A 13244-nucleotide genomic window follows, 5' to 3' on the forward strand; every position below is an offset into this window, starting at 1 on the left:
AATAGCTCACCTGACTCACTGCCCAGGAACCGTCCCCATGACCGAGCACCACGTGATCAACCCACTGTCCACCGGCGTCGATTATCAAGCCCTGGCCGAACGCTTCCGGCCGGTTTTCCAGCGCATCGCCGAAGGCGCCGTAGAGCGTGAACAAACCCGCGCCCTGCCCTACGAACCCATCCAGTGGCTCAAGCAAGCCGGCTTCGGCGCCGTGCGCGTGCCGGTGGAATACGGTGGCGGTGGCGCCTCCCTGCCCCAGCTGTTTGAACTGCTGATCGAACTGGCCGAAGCCGATTCCAACGTGCCCCAGGCCCTGCGCGGGCATTTCGCGTTCGCCGAAGACCGCCTGAACGCCGCCCCCGGCGCGGCGCGGGACATCTGGTTCAAACGTTTTGTCGAGGGTGACATCGTCGGCTGCGCCTGGACTGAAATCGGCAGCGTGGCCATCGGCGATGTGGTCACAAAAGTCAGCCCCGACGGCGATAAATGGAAACTCAACGGTGAAAAGTTCTACAGCACCGGCAGCCTGTTTTCCGACTGGATCGACGTGTATGCCCAGCGCAGCGACACCGGCGGCGATGTGATTGCCGCCACCCGCACCCACCAGCCCGGTGTAGTGCAAAGCGATGACTGGGACGGCTTTGGCCAGCGTACCACCGGCAGCGGCACCTCGCGCTTTACCGACGCCGTGGTGGAAGCGGAAAACCTCATCGACTTTTCCACCCGCTTCAAATACCAGACCGCGTTCTACCAGTTGGTGCTGCTCGCCACCCTGGCCGGCATCGGTCGCGCGGCCCTCAAGGATGTGGCGCATCAGGTGCGCAGCCGCAAGCGCATCTACAGCCATGGCAATGCTGCCCATGTGAGCCAGGATTCGCAGATTCAACAGGTGGTGGGTGAAGTCGCGGCGCTGGTGTATGCCGCCGAGGCCAGCGCGCTGAAGGCAACCCTTCCAGCGCAGCGGGCTTACGTGGCGCGCTTTGGCGGGGATGATGCGGCGGAACACGAAGCCAATGTGGCTGCCGAAATCGAATCAGCGACCGCGCAGGTGGTGGTGTCGGAACTGATCCAGCGCGCCACCACTGAACTGTTCAACGCGCTGGGCGCTTCGGACGTACGCCAGGGCAAATCCCTGGATCGGCACTGGCGCAACGCACGCACGGTGTCGTCCCACAACCCGGTGATCTACAAGGCGCGGATTGTCGGCGACCGGGTGATCAACGGCACCGAGCCGCCGTTTGTGTGGCAGATCGGCAATGGGCCGGCGCGTTAAAGCGCCAGCTTGAAGCCGATCATCACCAGCATAAACGCCAGGCAAGGACGCAATATCCCGTCCGGGACCTTGCCGGCCATGTGGCTGCCGACATAAATCCCCGGCAGCGATCCCAGCAACAGGAAGCCGAGCAGCGTCCAGTCCATGTTGCCCATGCTCGCGTGGCCAAGGCCGGCGACCAGGGTCAGCGGCACGGCGTGGGCGATCTCCGTACCCACCAGGCGCTTGGTGGCCAGGAACGGGTACAGGATAAACAGCGCCACGGTGCCCAGGGCGCCGGCACCGATGGAGGTCAGGGCCACCATGGTGCCGAGGATCGCGCCGGTGACGATGGTCAGCGCATTGAGGTTGCGCGGCGCCATCTTGTAGTCGTCGCCGGCATGCCGCTGGGCGAAAGCCAGCAGCTTGTTCTTGAACAGAATGGCGGTGGCCGTCAGCAGCAGCACCACGCCCAGGGACTGCTTGATCACCGCGTTCAAGGCGGCGGGATCGGTGTCCAGGCTCTTGAGGAACCACAAGGTCAGCAGCACCGCAGGCACGCTGCCCAGGGTCAGCCAACCGGTGATGGTCCAGTCGATGTTGCGATTCTTGCTGTGAACCAGCACCCCACCGGACTTGGTGATGGCGGCATACAACAGGTCGGTGCCCACGGCGGTGGCCGGGTTGATGCCGAACCACAAGAGGATCGGCGTCATCAACGAGCCGCCGCCAACACCGGTCATTCCCACGATAAATCCAACAATCAGGCCAGCAATCGAGAAACCAAAATTACCTACATCCATTACCACTACCTGCGGCCTTATAAAATTCTGGCCGCAGCATAGCGATTTTTCTTATAACGACTTATATCAATACGATCTGACTTTATGCCTTTTTCGTCAGGCGCTGGCTGCGATAGGCCTGAGTCTGGTACGGGAATGCCACCGTCTCACGGCCGCGCAAGGCCGGATGCGTGTTGATCAGCGACTGCAGCTGCTCAGTGACAAGCGCCTTTTCCGCCGGCGGCAATGCGGCGATAAAGCTCACCGAAAGGAAGCGATCCATGATCACTTCCTGGGGGCTGCCGACGTGGCTGTAGGGGAAGCAGGTCATTTCGGGCGCGGAAAAATACTCCGCGGTGAACGCTTCGCGCCAGCGCCCGGTGTGGAAGCGCGGGGTGTCGCCCTCGTAGGGCGTAATGATCTCGGTGATCGCCGCGACCCAGTCCACGGATTCGTCCCGCACGTTCCAGATCAAACCCAGCCGGCCTTCTGGCTTCAGCACCCGGTGGATTTCAGCCAGGGCCGCTTCCGTGGAGAACCAGTGGAACGCCTGGGCGCACACCAGCGCATCGGCGGTGGCCTCTTCAAGAGGAATGGCCTCGGCGGTGCCTGACAGCAGGCGCACGTCCGGCAGCTGTTTCTTCAACTGCGCGCCCATCGCCTCTACCGGCTCGACCGCAATCAAGGTCGGCGCCACGGTGCTGAGCAAACGGGTGAACTTGCCAGTACCGGCACCCAGGTCGATAACGGTGGAGTGCGAGTTGATCTGCAGGGCGTCGGTCAACCAGCCCGTGAGTTGGCGTGGGTAATCCGGTCGGCCTTGGGCGTAGGTGACGGCCTGGGTAGAGAATCCCTGTTGAGCAGCCTTGTGAACACCGGTCATCGCCAATCTCTCCTCTGGTAGTGCGGGGGCCACAGTGTGCGCCCTTGCCGAATTATTTTCTAATCGCTGCATCCGTTTGCGCGTGTCGTGGGTAGTACCGGTAGCAGCGCCTTGCTGCCCTTATGGAGAGACACCGATGAACGCCAAAGCCCTGTTCTGCGTGACCTGCCTGTTCGCTGCTGCACCGACTGCCTTTGCCCAGACCGGTTTACCCGACAGCATCAAGGTGCCGGACGGTCACAAGGTGGCGATGGAAACCACCGGCGTCGGCGAAATCACCTACGAATGCCGTGACAAGGCCAATGCTGCTGGCCAGACCGAATGGTTTTTCGTCGGCCCCAAGGCCGTGCTCAATGACCGCAGCGGCCAGCAAGTCGGCAGCTACTTCGGCCCGCCCGCCACCTGGCAGGCCAAGGACGGCTCGAAAGTCACCGGCACCCAATTGGCCGTAGCGCCGTCGAGCCCCGGCAACCTGCCCTATCAACTGGTCAAGGCCAACCCCGCCGAAGGCAAGGGCGCGATGAGTGGCGTTGCCTACATTCAACGGGTCGCCCTTAAGGGTGGCGTGGCACCGAGCACCGAATGCACGGCGGCCAACAAGGGCAAGCAGCAAGTGGTGAAGTACCAGGCCGACTACATCTTCTGGGCGGCCAATTAAGTAAAGTCGTCTACGCTGCTGCGAAAGCGCCCCGGGTTCACTACCGGGGCATCCACCGGGAAACCCTGTCCTTGCCTGAAGCCGATTTTGAGTATGAAGCCTGCCTGCTGGCCTGCGCCCGGGGCGATCAACCGGCCCTGCGCCGCCTGTATCAACAGGAAAGCAGCCGGCTGCTGGGCGTTGCGTTGCGCATCGTGCGCGACAAGGCCCTGGCCGAAGACATCGTGCATGACGCTTTTATCAAGATCTGGAATGGAGCCGCCAGTTTTGACCCGCACAAAGGCTCGGCCCGCGGTTGGGTCTATAGCGTGACCAGGCACCTGGCCCTGAATGCGGTGCGCAGCACCGGACGCGAAGTGCCCCTCGACGAAGAACATGAAACCCCGGAGCACACCGACACCTTCGAGTATCAGGCGCGCTCGGGACGCATCTACAGCTGCCTCGAACAACTCGACCCGGCCCGCCGCAACTGCATCCTGCATGCGTATGTAGACGGTTATTCCCACAGCGAAATCGCGCACAAACTCGGCACCCCGCTGGGCACCGTGAAAGCGTGGATCAAACGCAGCCTCGCGGCATTGCGTGAGTGCATGGCATGAACAGCATCGACGAACTGGCCAGCGAATATGTGCTGGGCACCTTGCCCGCCGCGCAGCGTGCCGAGGTGGAACAACGCCTGGCTACCGACGCCGAGTTGCGTGCAGCGGTGGACGCCTGGGAGCAGCGCCTGTTGCCATTGACCGAGCAGGCCGACCCCGTCACGCCATCGGTTAATTTGTGGCGACGTATCGAGCGCAGCCTGGGGCATTCCGTCCCTCAAGACTCAACGGTCTCATGGTGGAACCGGCTGTCTTTGTGGCGCGGACTGGCCGGTGCGGGCCTCGCGGCGAGTCTTGTATTGGCAACATTGCTGCTGACCCAGACAGCAACCATCAACCCGACCGCTTATGTGGTGGTGCTGGTCGCACCGCAAAGCCAGGCACCGGGTTGGGTGATACAGGCGAGTAATACCCAGGAAATCCAGCTGATCCCCCTGGGCATCATGGAAGTACCGGCAGACAAGACCCTGCAGTTCTGGACCAAGGGCGAAGACTGGCAAGGCCCGGTGTCGCTGGGGCTGGTCAAGCCCGGGCAATCGCTGTCGGTGCCCCTGGACAAACTGCCGCCACTGGCGCCCAACCAACTGTTTGAGCTGACCCTGGAAAACCCCGGCGGATCGAAAACCGGCAAGCCGACAGGTCCGATTCAGGCAATCGGCCGGGCCGTTAAAGTAATCTGAACGTAATGCAATGTTGTGGAAGGCCAATTCGCGCCATTGCATTACATGTCAGCGCGGTAGCAGCACCTGCACGCTATAGAATCAGCCTCGAAAATCCGGCCCTGTGGACCCTTTATGCCTTCCAAGCCCCGCTCTTTGCTGATTCTCGCCCTGGTGGTCATCTTCACCGGTATCGGCGCCGGCATCGGCGGCATGCTCCTGGCGTTGCTGCTGCACGGCATCCAGCACCTGGCCTACGGCTACAGCCTCGACAGCCTGATCAGCCACGAAACCTTTTTGCTCGGCGTCACTGCCGCCGCGCCTGAACGCCGGGTGCTGGTGCTGATCACCTGCGGCCTGGTGGCGGGCGTGGGCTGGTGGTTGATCTACCGCTATGGCCGGCCGTTGGTGAGCATCAAACAAGCAGTCTCGGCCCAGGCGCCGATCATGCCGCCCAAGACCACCCTCGCCCACGCCGTGCTGCAAATCATCACCGTTGCCCTCGGCTCCCCCCTGGGCCGTGAAGTGGCGCCAAGGGAAGTCGGCGCGCTGGCGGCCACCTGGTTATCACAGCGGGCACGCCTGGCGCCGGACATGCACCGGCTGATCGTCGCCTGCGGCGCGGGCGCCGGCTTGGCGGCGGTGTACAACGTGCCGCTGGGGGGCGCGGTGTTTGTGCTCGAAGTGTTGGTGGGTGTGTTCAGTTGGCCGGCGGCGGTGATTGCGTTGACCACCTCGGCCATCGGTGCGTCGGTGGCCTGGATTGGTTTGGGCGCAGAGTCACAATACGTGGTGCCGCACTTTGTGCTCAGCCCCGGCTTGATCGCCTGGGCGCTGGCCTGCGGCCCGGTGTTTGGCCTGGCTGCCTACGGTTTCACTCGGCTGACCGGCGCGGCCCGCAACAACGCCGCCCGAGGCTGGCGACTGCCGGTGCTGTCGTTGATCAACTTCAGCATCATCGGTGGCCTGGCGATTTTCCTGCCGCAGATTCTCGGCAACGGCAAAGGCCCGGCGCAGCTGGGTTTCGACAATGAACTGAGCATCGCCCTCGCCGCCGTACTGCTGGTGGTCAAGGTGCTGATCACCGCCAGCAGCCTGCGCGCCGGTGCCGAAGGCGGCCTGCTGACCCCGGCGCTGGCCAACGGCGCTTTGCTGGCGATCATCCTCGGCGGCGCCTGGAGCCTGCTGTGGCCCGGCGTGCCGCTGGGGGCCTTCGCGATCATTGGCGCGGCGGCGTTCCTGGCGTCGAGCATGAGCATGCCCTTGACCGCAATTGTGCTGGTGGCGGAATTTACCCGCATCGACCACGACTTCCTGGTGCCGATCATCCTCGCCGTGGCGGGTTCGATGTGCATGAGCAAGCTGTGCGTGTTGTGGGAAAAGCGCTGAAGAGGCTGGATTAAAAACCCGGCACGCGCCATCCTCCGCGCTTTAAGCCGCCCCTATCGGCGGCGCTCTACGCACAAAGGACATCTCCATGCACGACCAACCCCTCGCCCCTGCCGATTTCGAGTTCATCGACGAAACCCTGCTCAAGTACGGCGACGATCATTCGGTGTTGAACCTGGCCGAGCTCGACGGTTACTTCACTGCTCTGGTCTCAAGCCCTGCGCAGGTGGACGTGGCCGAGTGGTTCCCCGGCATCTTTGGTGGGCAGAACCCGGATTGGGAAAGCCCGGAAGAAGCCAAGCGGTTTCTTGAACTGAGCGTGCGGCACATGAACGCTATCGCCACACAGTTGGCGACTGACGCCCAAGGATTCAAGGCGCGTTTCGAAGAAACCGAGCACCAGGGCCAGCCACTGACCCTGGCGGAAGAATGGTGCTTTGGTTATATCCGTGGCGCCGCGATCGGCAACTGGCCAGAGCTGCCTGCCGAACAGGCCGGGCAGTTTGAGAAAATTTCCTGGTGTGCCGAGCAGGACAACTTTGAACTGCCGGCAGACCTGGATGTAAATGCCCATCAGCAACGGGTTGCAGCGATCGAACCGGCGGCCCGTGTGTTGCACGATTACTGGTTGGCCCAGCGCTGATTGAGCTTGTGCTGAACGCAACACCTGTGGCGAGGGAGCTTGCTCCCGCTGGGTGCGAAGCGCCCATGGTTTTTTAGGGCTGCTACGCAGCCCAGCGGGAGCAAGCTCCCTCGCCACAGCAAGCTCCCTCCCCACATTTATGTTGTTCCTCCAGGTTCAGTTGCGACTATTTAAAGTCGACATCAAACGCCTGATAAAACGCATTGCCGGTGTTGGCCACGATCCACATCAACACCAGCACATGCCGGCCCTTCTTGCCCTTGGGCAACGTCACTTGATGTTCGACCTTGGCTTTCAGTTCAGCCGAGTGCTGGTAATACGGTACCTGGGTGTAGAAGTCCTCGTAGAACGGCTTGGCCTCCAATTGAGCCCGGCTGATGCGCTGCTTGGGGTCCCAGCCGTCCCGGGTAATCAGCCAGCGATAGCCACGGGTCACGTGCGCGGCGGTGTAGTCCCACTGCACCTTGAACACCTGGCCGGCTTCAACATTCAGCAACGGCCAGTTAAACGGGGTGTTGAGCTTTTTACCCATTTCTTCGTCGGTGAAGTTCACGCAGTCCCGGGCATCGGTCTTGCCGCCGCTGAGGATGTGCCCGTCTGCGGGTGGCGTGACGCTTTGATCGTCGGTTTCATAAGGCGCCGGAAACGGTCCGGCGCTGAGGGCCGGGAAGTTCTTGCCGCCTTCCATTTCATTGACTTGCCAGTTCTCCAGCAGCCCGCGTTCTACCGCCACCGAGCCACGGCTGGCGGGGGTCACGACGCGACCATGCCTGAGTTGAGTCTGGGGTTTGTTCATTTCAGTCACTCCTTGATTGAAGACTTCCCGTCATGGGAAGCGCCTTGAACTTAGCCCACCCCGCCGGGTTGTCTACCCGACGGTTCTGTCAGACAAATCGCGCAACATCCTTGTTTTGCGGAGTTTTCTCAGCAGTCCTGCACCGGACCTGTCGTCCGTCCTACCCTGCAACAGGCGATCGGACTACAGCTGCTATCCATGAACACTTGTCCTCACGTGTTGAGGATCATTTCAAACCCGCCATAGATCATCCGCTGCCCATCAAACGGCATCGGATTGACGTCTGCCTTCAGGCGCGGGTCGTCCATCACCTTACTCATTCCGGCATCACGCACCTGGCGTGAAGGCCACACGATCCAGGAAAACACCACGGTTTCGTCGTCCTTGAGCTTTACCGCCATGGGAAACGACGTCACCTGCCCCTGGGGCACATCATCACCCCAGCACTCAACGATATTCAGCGCACCATGCTCCTTGAACACCACGGCGGCGGCCTTGGCGTGCTGGATGAATTGTTCGCGTTTTGCGGTGGGTACCGCGATTACACAGCCATCTACGTACGACATGATCACTCTCCTGATTCGACGGGTTGTTCTGTCTGTAGTCGATCAATCAGGCGCTCAATCGACATCAACGTGGGAAATGTCGACCAGTGGTGTTTTATCGATTGCGATGCCGGGCCGATTGTTGATATGACAGGCGCCTTCAATCAAAAAAACCGCTCAAAGGACTGACCCGCCATGACCGCCCACGCCACCGCCTTCCACGCCCTGCACCACGCCCAATTGCTGATCTTGCCCAACGTTGCCGATGCAGGCGGCGCACGCCTGGTGGCACAACTGGGCAGCCAGGCCGTTGCCACCAGCAGCGCAGCCGTCGCCTGGACCCACGGCTACAAGGACGGCAATCAACTGCCGCTGCCTTTGCTGGTGAGCACCGTCGAGTCCATCGCCCGCGTCATCGATGTGCCGCTGAGCGTGGACATCGAGGCGGGTTACTCCGACGACCCGGAGCAGGTGGGTCGGGTGATCAAGGCCGTGATCGACGCGGGCGCCGTCGGCATCAACCTTGAAGACGGTGCCGGCACACCTGAATTGCTGGTCCGCAAAATCGAAGTCGCCCGGCGGGTTGCTGACAGCTGCGGTGTGAAGCTGTTTATCAACGCTCGCAGTGACGTGTATCTCAAAGGACTGGCGCCCGAGCCACAGCGCCTGGAAGAACTGCTCAAGCGCGCCGCGTTGTACCAGGCTGCTGGCGCCGATGGACTGTTTGCCGCGGGTATCCACCAGGAGCACGAAATCCGTCAGCTCTGCCAGGCGACGAGCTTGCCGGTCAACGTGCTGGCCTGGGCCGGCCTGCCCACCCCCGAGACGCTGCAAGCCTTGGGCGTGCGCCGCCTTACGGCGGGTTCGAGCATTGCCGAATTCCTGTACGGCGCCATGCACAGCCTGGCCGAAGGCTTCCTGCGGACCGGGCAACTGGATACGCACGAACTCAAGGCGTTCACCTATGGCGACTTGAATGGCCGCATGGCGCCATAACCTGCGACGTTCAACGATCCCCGCTCGACAACGGTAGCGTGTTTGGCCGATTATTCGTGTCCGCCAAACGCCACCCGCCTTGAAGCAGGAGCCTTGTACCTTGAGTTCGCAGAAAACCGTGACCGTTACACCGCCCAACTTTCCATTGAACGGCAAGGTAGCGCCCCCCGGCTCCAAATCCATTACCAACCGTGCCCTGCTGCTGGCTGCCCTGGCCAAGGGCACCAGCCGTTTGAGCGGCGCGTTGAAAAGCGATGACACCCGCCACATGTCGGTGGCCCTGCGGCAGATGGGCGTGGTGATTGATGAACCGGACGACACCACGTTCGTCGTCACAAGCGTTGGCAAGCTGCAATTGCCGGCGCAGCCGCTGTTCCTCGGCAACGCCGGCACCGCGATGCGCTTCCTCACCGCCGCCGTGGCCACCGTTCAAGGCACGGTGGTGCTGGACGGCGACGCCTACATGCAAAAACGCCCGATCGGCCCTTTGCTCGCGACCCTCGGTCAAAACGGCATCAAGGTCGACAGCCCAACCGGCTGCCCGCCGGTAACGGTACACGGCACCGGCCGCGTGCAGGCCAAGCGTTTCGAGATCGACGGCGGCCTGTCGAGCCAGTACGTGTCGGCGCTGTTGATGCTGGCGGCGTGCGGCGAGGCACCGATTGAAGTGGCCCTGACCGGCAAGGACATCGGCGCCCGTGGTTACGTCGACCTGACCCTGGACTGCATGCGCGCCTTCGGTGCCCAGGTGAACATCGTCGATGAAAGCACCTGGCGCGTGGCCCCCACCGGCTACACCGCCCACGACTACCTGATCGAGCCTGACGCGTCCGCCGCCACTTACTTGTGGGCGGCCGAAGTGCTGACCGGTGGCCGCATCGACCTCGGTGTCGCCCCGCAGGATTTCACCCAGCCCGATGCCAAGGCCCAGGCAGTGATCGCGCAATTCCCGCACATGCAACCGGTGGTCATCGGTTCGCAGATGCAGGATGCGATTCCGACCCTCGCCGTACTGGCCGCGTTCAACAACACACCGGTACGCTTCACCGAGCTGGCCAACCTGCGGGTCAAGGAATGTGACCGGGTGCAGGCACTGCATGACGGCCTGAATGAAATCCGTGCGGGTTTGGCGACCATTGAAGGTGATGATTTGCTGGTGGCCAGCGATCCGGCCCTGGCGGGCACCACGTGCAACGCGCTGATCGACACCCACGCCGATCACCGCATCGCGATGTGCTTTGCCTTGGCAGGCCTGAAGGTTTCGGGGATCAGGATTCAGGACCCGGACTGCGTCGGCAAGACCTATCCTGAGTACTGGAAAGAGCTGGAAAGCCTTGGCGTCCAGTTGACCTGGTAAGCCGTCGGCGCCGGTAACGGGAGGGAGACTTCATGACGATTCGCCAACCCTGCCCACCCGGTGCCTGCGATTGCAATCGCGAGAAACTCCTCGAACTTCCCGGCGCCGATGCACGCATCCTGCACCTGACGCGCCAGGAAGAAAAACGCCTGCTCGAACGCCTCGAAAACCTGCAAAGCCTGCCCGACCTGGAACGCATGCAACACCTGATGTACCAGCAACTGGGCATCCGCGTGCACATCGCCCCCGGGCATACGGAAGTCAAAAGCATGCGCGGGATCCAGATCGTTATCGATGAGTTGCCAGGCCTGTGTCGCAAGACCCGGCAGTCGATTCCGGCGGCGATTCGCAAGGGTATGGAGAAGCAGCCGGAGATTGCGTATCGGTTGCTGGATGCCCATGACCTGTTTCGCGAAGGCTGAGTCAGTTCCCCCTGCCACCCGCAAACGACCACTCATCCGCCGCCGTCGTGGTAATCACCACCATCACATCTTCCGGGCTCAGCCCGATGGCCGCCTCCAACCGCTCCACCAGCACCCGGTAGAAATCGCGCTTGGTCTCGGTATCCCGGGGTTTGCCGCCGGTGATCGCGATCAGGACATAGTCGTGGCTGCGCGGGCCGCCCAGGTAGTTGGGGTCGATGATCATCTCGCCCACTTCGTGCTGGTGGATCACATGAAAGCGATCCGCGACAGGAATCTTGAAGCTTTCAACCAGGGCATCATGCAGCCCCTGGGAAAGCGCTTGCAGATATTCAGGGGATTTCCCGCGATGCAGGGAGATTCGGGCATAAGGCATGGTGGTTACTCCCCAGGATTGATGGCGGCCAACAGGTTCAGCGCCGACGCCGCTGTCGGCCAGCCGGAATAGAACGCCAGGTGGGTGATGACTTCGCTCAGCTCATCGGCGCTCACGCCGTTATCCATCGCCCGCTGCAAGTGAAACGGCAATTGCTCAAGGCGATACATCGCCACCAGCGCCGCCACGGTGATCAGGCTGCGCTCCTTGGGGGAAAGGCCATCGCGCTCCCAGATATCGGCGAACAACACGTCGCGGGTCAGTTCGGTAAATTTGCTGCTCATGGACTCTCGCTCCGACAATTCAGTTGACGGGCAAAAACTAGCAGGCCAGGATCGTTCCGAATATCAGATTAAACAGCACCAACCATCCTGTTTTTATGGAATATAAAATGCGCCGTCCCACCTTCGACCTTGATGTACTGCGCACCTTCGTCACCGGCGTGGAGCTGAACAGCTTCGCCAAGGCGGCCGACCGACTGGGCCGTTCAACCTCGGCCGTCAGCGCGCAATTAAAGAAACTCGAAGAACAGGTCGGCACGCCGGTACTGGGTAAATCCGGGCGCGGGCTCGCGCTGACCCCGGTGGGCGAGGCGCTGCTCAGTCATGCCAGGCGACTGCTGGAACTCAACGACAGCATCTTCGGCAGCCTCCACGAAACCCAAACCGCAGGCACCTTGCGCCTCGGCTTGCAGGAGGATTTTGGCGAGCATGTGCTCAGTGACGTCCTGCGGCGCTTCGCCAGGCTGTACCCGCTGATCAGCCTCGAAGTGCGGATTGGGCGCAACGCAGAGTTGCTGGGCCTGATGGACAACACCCGCCTGGACCTGGCGCTGACCTGGGAAACCGGCCACAACTCGTCCGGTTGCACGCGCCTGGGGCTAACCCCGATGCACTGGATTGGCCCGCGGGACAAGCCGCTATTGCCACGCGCCGAGGACGCGCCGTTGCCACTGGTGATGTTCGAGGCGCCCTGCGTATTGCGCAGCGCCGCCACCGAAGCCCTGGACCGCGCAGGGATTGCCTGGCGCATTGCCTTGACCAGCCCCAGCGTCGGCGGGATCTGGGCGGCCGTCGACGCCGGGTTGGGCGTGACCTTGCGCACCCGCATCGGTTTGCCGGCGCACCTGGGGGTGCTCGACGGACTGCCGCCGGTGCCGTCCCTGGGCTATGAATTGCATTGCAGCCACCCGGCACCAAACGCGGCAGTGGCGCAGTTGGCAACGCTGATACAGAGCAGCCTTGAACAGCAGATTGTTTAGGCGGTTTCGCTGGGTTCCAGGGCAGCGACAAACAATTGCCGCCCCAGCTTCGCTACCGTCTCCAGATGCTGTTCGGCCGCGCCGCTCTCCGAGTCCAGCAGCAGCTCGGAGGTGAGCACCTTCGCGCCGCAGTAATCGAAGATCCCGTGGTCGATTTGCGTGCGCATCGCGTTGGCGTAGCCGTGGCGTTCAAACACGCCTTCATCGGCCCCGCCCACGCCCAGCAAATGCACCTGCAGATGGCCAAGTTTTTTCACCACCTTGGTTTCCAGGCTGTAGTCGATTGCCCAACCGTTGACGAACACCCGGTCGATCCAGCCTTTGAGCAAGGCCGGCATTGACCACCAGAAGATCGGGAACACCAGCACCAATGCATCGGCGCGGTCGAGCCGGGCCTGTTCGGCAAGCACGTCGGCCGGTGGCGTGGCGCGGGTGCGATGCACTTTGTGGTCGGCGGCGCTGTAGCGCGGGTCGAAGCCTTCGGCAGCGAGGTCGGCGATTTCGAAGGTGTGGCCGGCGGCCGTGATGCCGGCGGCGGCCTGCTTGGCCAGGCTGTGGGTCAGGGATTGCGGGTCGTGGTGGGCAACAACGATGAGGGCGTGCATGGCAGAAACTCCTTCGGGGGT

The 13244-nt window shown here is 62.3% G+C and carries 17 protein-coding genes; 10 read left to right on the top strand and 7 right to left on the bottom strand.

All coding sequences use genetic code 11. The features are described 5' to 3' along the window. The first annotated feature begins 37 nt into the window (after positions 1-37). The gene (locus tag HX875_RS17620; protein ID WP_177044155.1) at positions 38-1273 is read left to right on the top strand and encodes an acyl-CoA dehydrogenase family protein; all 1236 of its coding nucleotides are present in this window, start codon (positions 38-40) and stop codon (positions 1271-1273) included. Here the strand turns inward: HX875_RS17620 and HX875_RS17625 are convergent. Together HX875_RS17625 and HX875_RS17630 are read right to left on the bottom strand one after the other, a co-directional pair. Continuing rightward, positions 1270-2055 (bottom strand): sulfite exporter TauE/SafE family protein, encoded by a 786-nt coding sequence (locus tag HX875_RS17625; RefSeq protein WP_076013626.1) that lies wholly within the window; start codon positions 2053-2055, stop codon positions 1270-1272. The two genes, HX875_RS17620 and HX875_RS17625, sit on opposite strands and share 4 nt — an antisense overlap. An 82-nt stretch (positions 2056-2137) precedes the next feature. Next, complete coding sequence (locus tag HX875_RS17630; RefSeq protein WP_177044156.1) at positions 2138-2917, bottom strand: class I SAM-dependent methyltransferase; 780 nt, start codon at positions 2915-2917, stop codon at positions 2138-2140. A gap of 136 nt (positions 2918-3053) precedes the next feature. Here HX875_RS17630 and HX875_RS17635 point away from each other — a divergent pair, with 136 nt between their 5' ends. The 5 genes from HX875_RS17635 to HX875_RS17655 all read left to right on the top strand — a co-directional run bounded on the left by HX875_RS17635 (position 3054) and on the right by HX875_RS17655 (position 6865). After that, complete coding sequence (locus HX875_RS17635) at positions 3054-3575, top strand: DUF3455 domain-containing protein (RefSeq protein ID WP_177044157.1); 522 nt, start codon at positions 3054-3056, stop codon at positions 3573-3575. A 71-nt stretch (positions 3576-3646) separates the two neighbouring features. Then, a complete protein-coding gene (locus HX875_RS17640; protein ID WP_177044158.1) occupies positions 3647-4174 on the top strand; it encodes a sigma-70 family RNA polymerase sigma factor in 528 nt (175 codons plus the stop codon). Then, positions 4171-4854, top strand: a complete 684-nt coding sequence (locus tag HX875_RS17645; RefSeq protein ID WP_177044159.1) for an anti-sigma factor — start codon at positions 4171-4173, stop codon at positions 4852-4854. The genes HX875_RS17640 and HX875_RS17645 overlap by 4 nt, the downstream gene beginning before the upstream one ends. Before the next feature lie 114 nt (positions 4855-4968). Next, complete coding sequence (locus HX875_RS17650; RefSeq protein ID WP_177044160.1) at positions 4969-6222, top strand: chloride channel protein; 1254 nt, start codon at positions 4969-4971, stop codon at positions 6220-6222. A gap of 88 nt (positions 6223-6310) precedes the next feature. Further along, positions 6311-6865 (top strand): UPF0149 family protein, encoded by a 555-nt coding sequence (locus HX875_RS17655; RefSeq protein WP_177044161.1) that lies wholly within the window; start codon positions 6311-6313, stop codon positions 6863-6865. A gap of 166 nt (positions 6866-7031) precedes the next feature. On the opposite strand, the gene HX875_RS17660 is transcribed toward HX875_RS17655, so the two are convergent. Beyond that, entirely contained in the window at positions 7032-7661 is a 630-nt protein-coding gene (locus HX875_RS17660; protein ID WP_177044162.1) for a lytic polysaccharide monooxygenase auxiliary activity family 9 protein, read from the bottom strand. Between the two features lie 212 nt (positions 7662-7873). Then, positions 7874-8227 carry a DUF1428 domain-containing protein gene (locus HX875_RS17665; protein ID WP_177044163.1) on the bottom strand — a complete coding sequence of 118 codons (354 nt, stop codon included), beginning with the start codon at positions 8225-8227 and terminating at the stop codon, positions 7874-7876. 174 nt (positions 8228-8401) lie between these two features. Here HX875_RS17665 and HX875_RS17670 point away from each other — a divergent pair, with 174 nt between their 5' ends. The 3 genes from HX875_RS17670 to HX875_RS17680 all read left to right on the top strand — a co-directional run bounded on the left by HX875_RS17670 (position 8402) and on the right by HX875_RS17680 (position 10981). Further along, complete coding sequence (locus HX875_RS17670; protein WP_177044164.1) at positions 8402-9202, top strand: isocitrate lyase/PEP mutase family protein; 801 nt, start codon at positions 8402-8404, stop codon at positions 9200-9202. Positions 9203-9302: 100 nt separating this feature from the next. Then, positions 9303-10559 (top strand): 3-phosphoshikimate 1-carboxyvinyltransferase, encoded by a 1257-nt coding sequence (gene aroA / locus HX875_RS17675; RefSeq protein WP_177044165.1) that lies wholly within the window; start codon positions 9303-9305, stop codon positions 10557-10559. Positions 10560-10591: 32 nt separating this feature from the next. Beyond that, entirely contained in the window at positions 10592-10981 is a 390-nt protein-coding gene (locus HX875_RS17680; protein ID WP_177044166.1) for a hypothetical protein, read from the top strand. A 1-nt stretch (position 10982) separates the two neighbouring features. Here HX875_RS17680 and HX875_RS17685 read toward each other — a convergent pair whose 3' ends face one another. Next, a complete protein-coding gene (locus tag HX875_RS17685) occupies positions 10983-11357 on the bottom strand; it encodes a tautomerase family protein (protein ID WP_177044167.1) in 375 nt (124 codons plus the stop codon). Positions 11358-11362: 5 nt separating this feature from the next. After that, positions 11363-11641 carry a carboxymuconolactone decarboxylase family protein gene (locus tag HX875_RS17690; RefSeq protein WP_177044168.1) on the bottom strand — a complete coding sequence of 93 codons (279 nt, stop codon included), beginning with the start codon at positions 11639-11641 and terminating at the stop codon, positions 11363-11365. 107 nt (positions 11642-11748) lie between these two features. Between HX875_RS17690 and HX875_RS17695 the strand changes: the two genes are divergently transcribed. Further along, entirely contained in the window at positions 11749-12618 is an 870-nt protein-coding gene (locus HX875_RS17695) for a LysR substrate-binding domain-containing protein (RefSeq protein ID WP_177044169.1), read from the top strand. Here HX875_RS17695 and HX875_RS17700 read toward each other — a convergent pair. Continuing rightward, complete coding sequence (locus tag HX875_RS17700; protein WP_177044170.1) at positions 12615-13223, bottom strand: NAD(P)H-dependent oxidoreductase; 609 nt, start codon at positions 13221-13223, stop codon at positions 12615-12617. The two genes, HX875_RS17695 and HX875_RS17700, sit on opposite strands and share 4 nt — an antisense overlap. Positions 13224-13244 lie beyond the last annotated feature (21 nt).

The organism is Pseudomonas yamanorum, assembly GCF_013386765.1.
GTDB classification, from domain to species: domain Bacteria; phylum Pseudomonadota; class Gammaproteobacteria; order Pseudomonadales; family Pseudomonadaceae; genus Aquipseudomonas; species Aquipseudomonas yamanorum_A.

Excerpts from the sequence above, each read along its gene's own strand:
- HX875_RS17650 (WP_177044160.1), top strand. The coding sequence starts at position 4,969 with ATGCCTTCCAAGCCCCGCTCTTTGCTGATTCTCGCCCTGGTGGTCATC.
- HX875_RS17630 (WP_177044156.1), bottom strand. The coding sequence starts at position 2,917 with ATGACCGGTGTTCACAAGGCTGCTCAACAGGGATTCTCTACCCAGGCC.
- HX875_RS17695 (WP_177044169.1), top strand. The coding sequence starts at position 11,749 with ATGCGCCGTCCCACCTTCGACCTTGATGTACTGCGCACCTTCGTCACC.
- HX875_RS17665 (WP_177044163.1), bottom strand. The coding sequence starts at position 8,227 with ATGTCGTACGTAGATGGCTGTGTAATCGCGGTACCCACCGCAAAACGC.
- HX875_RS17660 (WP_177044162.1), bottom strand. The coding sequence starts at position 7,661 with ATGAACAAACCCCAGACTCAACTCAGGCATGGTCGCGTCGTGACCCCC.
- HX875_RS17680 (WP_177044166.1), top strand. The coding sequence starts at position 10,592 with ATGACGATTCGCCAACCCTGCCCACCCGGTGCCTGCGATTGCAATCGC.
- HX875_RS17655 (WP_177044161.1), top strand. The coding sequence starts at position 6,311 with ATGCACGACCAACCCCTCGCCCCTGCCGATTTCGAGTTCATCGACGAA.
- HX875_RS17620 (WP_177044155.1), top strand. The coding sequence starts at position 38 with ATGACCGAGCACCACGTGATCAACCCACTGTCCACCGGCGTCGATTAT.
- HX875_RS17645 (WP_177044159.1), top strand. The coding sequence starts at position 4,171 with ATGAACAGCATCGACGAACTGGCCAGCGAATATGTGCTGGGCACCTTG.
- HX875_RS17625 (WP_076013626.1), bottom strand. The coding sequence starts at position 2,055 with ATGGATGTAGGTAATTTTGGTTTCTCGATTGCTGGCCTGATTGTTGGA.
- HX875_RS17670 (WP_177044164.1), top strand. The coding sequence starts at position 8,402 with ATGACCGCCCACGCCACCGCCTTCCACGCCCTGCACCACGCCCAATTG.
- HX875_RS17690 (WP_177044168.1), bottom strand. The coding sequence starts at position 11,641 with ATGAGCAGCAAATTTACCGAACTGACCCGCGACGTGTTGTTCGCCGAT.
- HX875_RS17700 (WP_177044170.1), bottom strand. The coding sequence starts at position 13,223 with ATGCACGCCCTCATCGTTGTTGCCCACCACGACCCGCAATCCCTGACC.
- HX875_RS17685 (WP_177044167.1), bottom strand. The coding sequence starts at position 11,357 with ATGCCTTATGCCCGAATCTCCCTGCATCGCGGGAAATCCCCTGAATAT.
- HX875_RS17635 (WP_177044157.1), top strand. The coding sequence starts at position 3,054 with ATGAACGCCAAAGCCCTGTTCTGCGTGACCTGCCTGTTCGCTGCTGCA.